3 protein-coding genes and 3 pseudogenes are annotated in these 6,887 nt (G+C 60.8%); 5 read left to right on the top strand and 1 reads right to left on the bottom strand.

Features of this window, described 5'->3' with window-relative positions:
* Both C8D95_RS23030 and C8D95_RS21510 read left to right on the top strand, forming a co-directional pair.
* Positions 1-94: pseudogene (locus C8D95_RS23030) on the top strand (integrase core domain-containing protein); the annotation flags it as partial.
* 336 nt (positions 95-430) lie between these two features.
* Positions 431-2,011 (top strand): hypothetical protein, encoded by a 1,581-nt coding sequence (locus C8D95_RS21510; protein ID WP_109761257.1) that lies wholly within the window; start codon positions 431-433, stop codon positions 2,009-2,011.
* A 516-nt stretch (positions 2,012-2,527) separates the two neighbouring features.
* Here the strand turns inward: C8D95_RS21510 and C8D95_RS21505 are convergent.
* Positions 2,528-3,728: pseudogene (locus tag C8D95_RS21505) on the bottom strand (IS3 family transposase).
* Positions 3,729-3,824: 96 nt separating this feature from the next.
* Here C8D95_RS21505 and C8D95_RS21500 point away from each other — a divergent pair.
* From C8D95_RS21500 to C8D95_RS21495, 3 genes and pseudogenes are all read left to right on the top strand, one after another.
* The gene (locus tag C8D95_RS21500) at positions 3,825-4,022 is read left to right on the top strand and encodes a hypothetical protein (protein WP_109761256.1); all 198 of its coding nucleotides are present in this window, start codon (positions 3,825-3,827) and stop codon (positions 4,020-4,022) included.
* A gap of 1,684 nt (positions 4,023-5,706) precedes the next feature.
* A complete protein-coding gene (locus tag C8D95_RS22225) occupies positions 5,707-5,862 on the top strand; it encodes a hypothetical protein (protein WP_164721540.1) in 156 nt (51 codons plus the stop codon).
* A gap of 505 nt (positions 5,863-6,367) precedes the next feature.
* Positions 6,368-6,887, top strand: a pseudogene (locus tag C8D95_RS21495) (transposase); the annotation flags it as partial.

The raw sequence follows: 6,887 nt of genomic DNA, 5'->3' as shown, positions 1-6,887 counted from the left end.
GGCGAAGATCGTCATCGTGAGCTGGCGCCAACACTTCAATCCAAAACGACCGCACTCATCCTTGGGCTATCGGCCGCCGGCTCCGGAGGCCGTCTAGTGGCCGGCTTCGCCACCCGGGACCGCTTCGCCGGCCACACCAGCCGTAGCGCCAAGACCCGTCATGCACTAAGACTGGAACCGGACCACTCGAGCGGGGCAGGTCACCGGTTCCGGGCGCCGTTTCCGATCTCTGGGACGAAATGGCAACTGCACCGGCGGAACAATGCTTGTGACTTGCGCCTTCGGGCAGCTTTCCGCGTTCACCAGACAGCCCGCCACAACGATGCTTGCATCTCGCCATAATATCGACGCAACTCGGGCAGCCAGTAAACGGAATGTGGTCAGTTTCTCTCCATACCTTCTGTAACAGAAACAACAATGGGAGCAACGCATGCCCGTTGCAAACGATGCCTATGTCCGGCCCTTTAGCCCCGATGCCCCTTGGAATATCCCTGTAGCGGGTCTTCCCCGGGCGGAGAACAGCGAAGAGCTTGCGTCTAAGCTTTGGGACGACAGCTATACGGATCGGGAAGTCCGAAATTTCAATATCAATAACACGTCGTATACCTATCCGGTCTATGAGGTGACGGAGGACACGCCCGATTTTCCTGTCGTTGATCGCAATGGCTGGGGAAACCTCGGTGGCACGAGAATTCCCTTTGATCCATCGTGGGAGGCCGCTCCGGGTAGCGACGCGCAAATCATTATCCTTGATCCGGCGACAGGACGTGAATGGAACCTCTGGCAAGCAGAGTTCGATGGGAATTCAGTCAATGTTTCTAATGGAAACTTGGTCCCCGGTAGTTACTTCGACAACGAGGAAGGCTTCGCGCCCTCTAGGGGTGTCGGCATACAGTACTCCGCGATGCTCGTTCGGCCAGAGGAGGTGGCGCAAGGCGTAATCGAGCATGCTCTGTCCATGCCTATTCAAAACACAAGCGGTAGCGAATTCGTCGCGCCCGGAACTAAGTTGGAGTTTCCCGGCGTACGCCTTGACGGGATTCCAGAGGGCACGCGCTTTGCGCTCGACGTATCCTATGATGACATCGATGCGCATATCGCTCGCTTGCCCGATAGTGTGTCAGACGTCACCGCGAATAGCCTGAGGACGATCATGGTTGCCATGAAGGACTATGGGTGGTTCATCACCGACACAGCAGGAAGTGCGCATTTTCAGCTCGAGTCGACGACCTCGGCGCGCGAGGAATGGGAAGAGCTCGGCATGATCGATAAGGACTACGGCGGTGCCGTATATCCCCGCGATGCGCTCGATGGGCTGATGACCGAAAGCAGGATCGTGGCGTTCGTACCGAGTGATCAGTATCCCACGCCCGCGGACGACGACGAGGCAATCCCGGAGGACGACCTCATTCCCTTGCCGCCCGGCGAAGACGAAGACGACGCGCCGGACTCGGCGCAGCCCGCAGACCCGGTTGACACACCGGCGCCGACTGACGAGGACGAGGGTACTCCCTCCGAGCCGTTTGAACCGCCGCCAGAGGACGAAGTGCTGCCAGTCGATCCCGGTGATGACTCTCAACCCGCGGCCGAAGACGACGAACCGGATGAGAAGGAATCCCCATCTTCCGGACCCGTCGATCTACCGCCGGAGGAAGACTCGCCTCCTGCAGGCGAGGAAGGCGTGCCGGATACCGTTTCACCGGGAGGCTCCGACGAGCAATCTGACGAGGAAGGTTCGAGCGATGACGCGCACTCCAGAGACGACGTTCAGGGTCTGTTAGGGTGGATCATCGCGGCTATCAGGAGAATTTTCGGTCGCGAGGTTGTCGATGACGATCCGCAGCCTGTTGAGCCCGTCTTGAAGTCCGAGGTTAATAGCACGTCGGCGGATCATGACGACGACTCACCTGACCTTCGGGACATCCTTCCGGTTGTCGGCCGGATGGAGGATCAGAGCATGGGCGCATACGAAGAGGACGAGGAGGATTGGCACGACGGCATGCTCGTCTGACCTGCCGAGCCGACAGAATGTATTTCCCCCGCTTCTTGTGTCTTAGAGCGCAAGACGCGGGGGCAATGAAGTCGCAACCTGCGCGCCGTTATCCGAAAATATTCATTTCCACCGCGAAGAACTCGTCCACGTGCTTTCACGACGCATGGCGGGGCCTAGAGGCTGGAGGGCAGCATTCGGCTTGGTCGTAATCAACCTCTTTTGCAGATGCGCCGACCTTCGCCTGCGCGCCGCGGTCGCTCTCGCCGTGAATCCGTGCTGGCGGAGCTCGCCGGATCCGAAGATATCCAGCGCGAGCTTACGAACCGGTGCACGCACAACGTCGGCGAGGACCAGGCAAACTAGGCGATTACCTTCCCGAAGTGTGTTTCAGTTTGTGGCTTCCGACACCAGGACCGCATTCTGGGCAAAGGCGGCCTGTTGGGCGCAGAAGCTGGCCACGGCCGGCGCGATTATGTTCGGGACTCATGCGGCAGAGGTCATGGCCTGCCCCCATCGGGTGGTCCGGTATCAATCTTAGTGCATGACGGGTCTTGGCGCTACGGCTGGTGTGGCCGGCGAAGCGGTCCCGGGTGGTGAAGCCGGCCACGAGACGGCCTCCGGAGCCGGCGGCCGATAGCCCAAGGATGAGTGCGGTCGTTTTGTATTGTAGTGCTGGCGCCAGCTCACGATGACGATCTTCGCCTCGGCCAGGCTGTAGAAGATCTCGCCGTTGAGCAGTTCGTCGCGTAGCCTTGCGTTGAAGCTCTCGCAGTAGCCGTTCTCCCACGGTGACCCCGGCTCGATGTAGGCGGTTCTCGCGCCGACGGCGGCGATCTAGTCCCGCACCGCTCTTGCCGCTAACTCAGGCCCATTGTCCGACCTGATGGAATCCGGGACACCGCGCAGGATGAACTGGTCAGACAGCACGTCGATCACGTTCGTCGATCGCAGCCGCCGGTCGATCCGGACTGCCAGGCACTCCCGGGTGAACTCGTCGATCAGGTAGGGCATGCGGAACTTCCTTCCGTCATGGGTCCGGCTCTCTACGAAGTCGTCGGACGAGACGTGGATCGGACGGTGCGCTCCCAGACGGATGCAGGACCCGCCGTTGAGCCAGAGCCAGCCCCTCGTCGGTTGTTTTGTAGGAACCTTCAGCCCCTCCCGCCGCCATGCGTTCGATCATTACCCGGCAGGCGATTCGCAATTCAAATCTGCTGACAGGGCCGCTTCACGTTCACCGCCCAGCCTGCCTCTCGAAGGAGTGCCGTGATTCGACGGTAGCCATATCGGCCATACTCCGAGGCGAGCGCGATGATGTCCGCGGTCAGCGCCTCCTCGTCGGCGCGCCCGCGCGGCAACTTCCGCTGGGTGGAACGATGCTGGCCGAGCACGCGGCAGGCGAACCGTTCCGAGACGTGGAACTTCTGCCGGACGTGGTCGATGCAGGCACGACGGCGGGCGGGGCTCAGACCTTTCGCTGACGTGGACGTTCGGTTCCCGAGGCAGCTTCCCGCAGGATCAGCTTCTCGAGCGTCAGGTCAGAAAGGGCCTTCCCGAGCCGCTCGTTCTCCTTCTCCAGCTCCTTGAGCCGCTTCACCTGGTTGGTCTTGAGGCCGCCGAACTCCTTGCGCCACCGGTAGTAGGTGAACTGTGTCACACCGATCGAGCGCACGGCATCGGCCACCGACCGGCCCTGCGATACCAACACGTCGACCTGCCGCAGCTTCGCGACGATCTCTTCGGGCTTGTGCTCTTCTGGGGCATTCCTTCGTCCTCCATCTGGCTCAAAAGCCTACTCAGGGAGGACCACTTTTCAAGGGACAGGCCAGTCATGATCCTGGCCTCCGAGGCGTCCCAAAGCCTGCCCGACAAGATGATCGACTGGAGTTCGCTTGCCGGCACCGAACGCCCGCTGGCTGCGATGAGGTCGTACGAGGTCAAACAGTCCGGGGCGCTGAAGAAGGCTCGGTTTGTTGCAATGACCGACCTGAGCTTTTGGCGTGGCAGTCACTTCACTGTTCATCTCTGACCAAGGCTGTCCGACAGGGTCTGCCACACGGCATCTGCGGCAAGTCTGGCGCCAGTTTCATTCGCGTGATGAGCGTCGGGCAGATAAAGATCTTCTCCCGCGGCGAGCGCGGATAGCCAGTTCTCCAAAACGGGAGCGACTTTTCCACCGGTAGCCTGTGCCGCAGCATGATAGTGCTCGAACGCCCATGTAGCGTACTCTGCCGGATTCGATGGCACTCTGTCCCATCGATTCACGTCGCTCCTATAGATGCGACTCCCTGGCCCACTGGGCCAATGCGGAAAGAGTATGATGGACGCCGGAGCAGCTAGCTCCGCCACTTGCAAGATCGTCGCGAAGGATGCTGCTCGGTGTTCTTCGTCGATGGGCGTTGAGGAATGGTCTTGGAGAACAATTGCATCCCAAGAGACAGTTGCCAAAAGGTCTCGAAGAGACGGAATGGAGAGTGTCTCGACTAATCGCGCACCACCGGCTGAGGCCCGAACGATAGTGGCGGGGCTGCCGGTTGATTGCGCGTAACGAGACAGGTGGCCGAGAAAATCCGAAGCCAACGTGGCCGAATTTCCTATAACCAAGACGCGTGGTCTTGGTGCATCACGCATCGTCTGGGCAAGGTAGGCGAGGTCATCTTCGGTAAGATCTGGCTGACGATTAACCATCACGTTGTTCGCGGAAAATACCGGATCGGGAAGGAAACTCCCGGCGCCAGACAGGATGGAAATGCCAATCCCAAGGGTCCCGATGATACTTGCAAGCGTCCTTCGACGCAATTGAAGTCCCTTTCTTTCACTTGGCCGACCCGGCTTTCTATGGAGAAAGAGCCTAGTATTCAAAGCAGTGAGTAGTCAACATAATTGAGGATATGGATCAGTGGGAAGCTCAGGTGAAGTGCGCCGAGGGACCATCTGCAAACTGAGCCGTGCGGGAGCGCTCAGGCGCGCTGGGAATGGAAGTGCTGCCATACGCGAAGCCGAGCCTTGAATCGCGTTCGCACAGGTCCCGCTCCTTCATGGGATTGCTCCAAGGCGCAGGGACAGAACATCTCATCTCCTTCGAATTCGCTGGCGCGTTCATCCGACGCATCGCCCGGGAGCCTTCGGCCCGCGCTCGGAGATCGCCTGCAAGGCGCATCGCCGGCGCTCTTCCTAGCCGGGCTGTGTCGATGACCTGGTCAGGCATGGGATGAGTCGTCGCCAACTTCTGCTCGACGGAGGTCGAGACCCAGTGCTTTCCGATCGGTCGCGCCCGCCGCATCGCGCCGACACATCAGTCCGCAGATGTTGTTCCTATCGGTTTCTCCTGAGCGGCCAACATTGCCGGCATCTTGCAGAACCGTAGGCCGCGCCGCATCCCCGACGACATCACCTGCGCTGCGATTGAGAAGACCGCTGCGGACGCTGAGACGTGCCTCGAGGCTTCAAAACGCCCCGCTTCCCGCTCGGCCGAGTGCGGCGGCCGCGATGCAACTGAGCAAGCAGGTGACCGCTTCACGCGGCAACGGTCACGATCGAGTCTCTTCTCCTGCCGGAGGCGCCTGAGGCCGATCACGGTGACCTCAGGGACAGCCATGCACCGCACGAAGCTCCTGCTCGGCCGATGGCTTTGTGCGATCTGCCTCATCACAACGTATTTGGAGGGCGTCAGGGCCCGCAAGCTTTCGGAGAATCTAGGGGTCATCTAAAAGGTGGACTGGCACCTCGAGCACCGCATCCGCGCGATGATGGTGGATCGCCGGATCGTGCTCTCTTGCGTCGTCGAGCTCGATGAGATCTGCGCCGCCGCCGGCGCAGGGAAACTGGGTTCGGAGCAAGCTGGTGTGCCGGTCACCACGCAGAGGTGAAGAGCCGCGGCTCCGTGCGAACAGGATAGCTGCCGAGGGACACGTAGCGCGGCATCATCCGGCGAACTTCGCGGCAATTCGGTCGACCACTGCAAGGCATCGTGCGAACTCGAGCGACCGTAGTATCGTTTGGGAAACGAACCCGACGCGCTCATAGGCAGCGAGATCCTCGACAGGAGCATCGAGCATGCCTTGAGCCGCAGTAGGAAGGAGCTCTGCAAGATAAGGTGAGGGGTCAGTCCATTCTGCACGGCCGGAACGACAGTTGTCGCGGCGGTTTGCTACTATGAGCATACATTGACCACTCAATTCCTTGGCCTGGTGTGCTACCAGCATGAGGAGATCTTATCGGCGGGGTGTTCGCGGGAGGCCGGAGCCTTCAAACTACAGTGGCCAGACTAACCCCGAACGCGAGTAACTCGCGGGCTTCGCCGACGATGTGGCCTGCCCCCTGAAAAGTGGTCCTCCCTGAAGTAGGCTTTGGAGCCAGATGGAGGACAAAGGAATGCCCCAGAAGAAGCATAAGCCCGATGAGATCGTCGCGAAGCTGCGGCAGGTCGACGTGTTGGTATCGCAGGGCCGGTCGGTGGCCGAGGCGGTGCGGTCGATTGGCGTGACACAGTTCACCTACTACCGGTGGCGCAAGGAGTTCGGCGGCCTCAAGACCAACCAGGTGAAGCGGCTCAAGGAGCTGGAGAAGGAGAACGAGCGGCTGCGGAAAGCCGTTTCCGACCTGACGCTCGAGAAGCTGATCCTGAGGGAGGCCGCCTCGGGAAACTTCTGAGCCCCGCCCGCCGTCGTGCCTGCATCGACCACGTCCGGCAGAAGTTCCACGTCTCGGAACGGTTCGCCTGTCGCGCGCTCGGCCAGCATCGTTCGACCCAGCGGAAGGTGCCGCGCGGAAGGGTCGATGAAGACGCGCTGACCGCGGACATCATCGCGCTCGCCTCGGAGTATGGCCGATATGGCTACCGTCGAATCACGGCACTCCTTCGAGAGGCAGGCTGGGCGGTGAACGTGAAGCG

The sequence above is a fragment of the Silicimonas algicola genome (genome assembly GCF_003148765.1).
GTDB classification, from domain to species: domain Bacteria; phylum Pseudomonadota; class Alphaproteobacteria; order Rhodobacterales; family Rhodobacteraceae; genus Silicimonas; species Silicimonas algicola.
Note: the sequence above shows the minus strand (reverse complement) of the source record. Positions and strands in the feature narration are given on the sequence as shown.

What these genes read in the sequence shown, in the direction of transcription:
- C8D95_RS21500 (WP_109761256.1), top strand. Translation starts at nt 3,825, where the DNA reads ATGATCCTGGCCTCCGAGGCGTCCCAAAGCCTGCCCGACAAGATGATC.
- C8D95_RS21510 (WP_109761257.1), top strand. Translation starts at nt 431, where the DNA reads ATGCCCGTTGCAAACGATGCCTATGTCCGGCCCTTTAGCCCCGATGCC.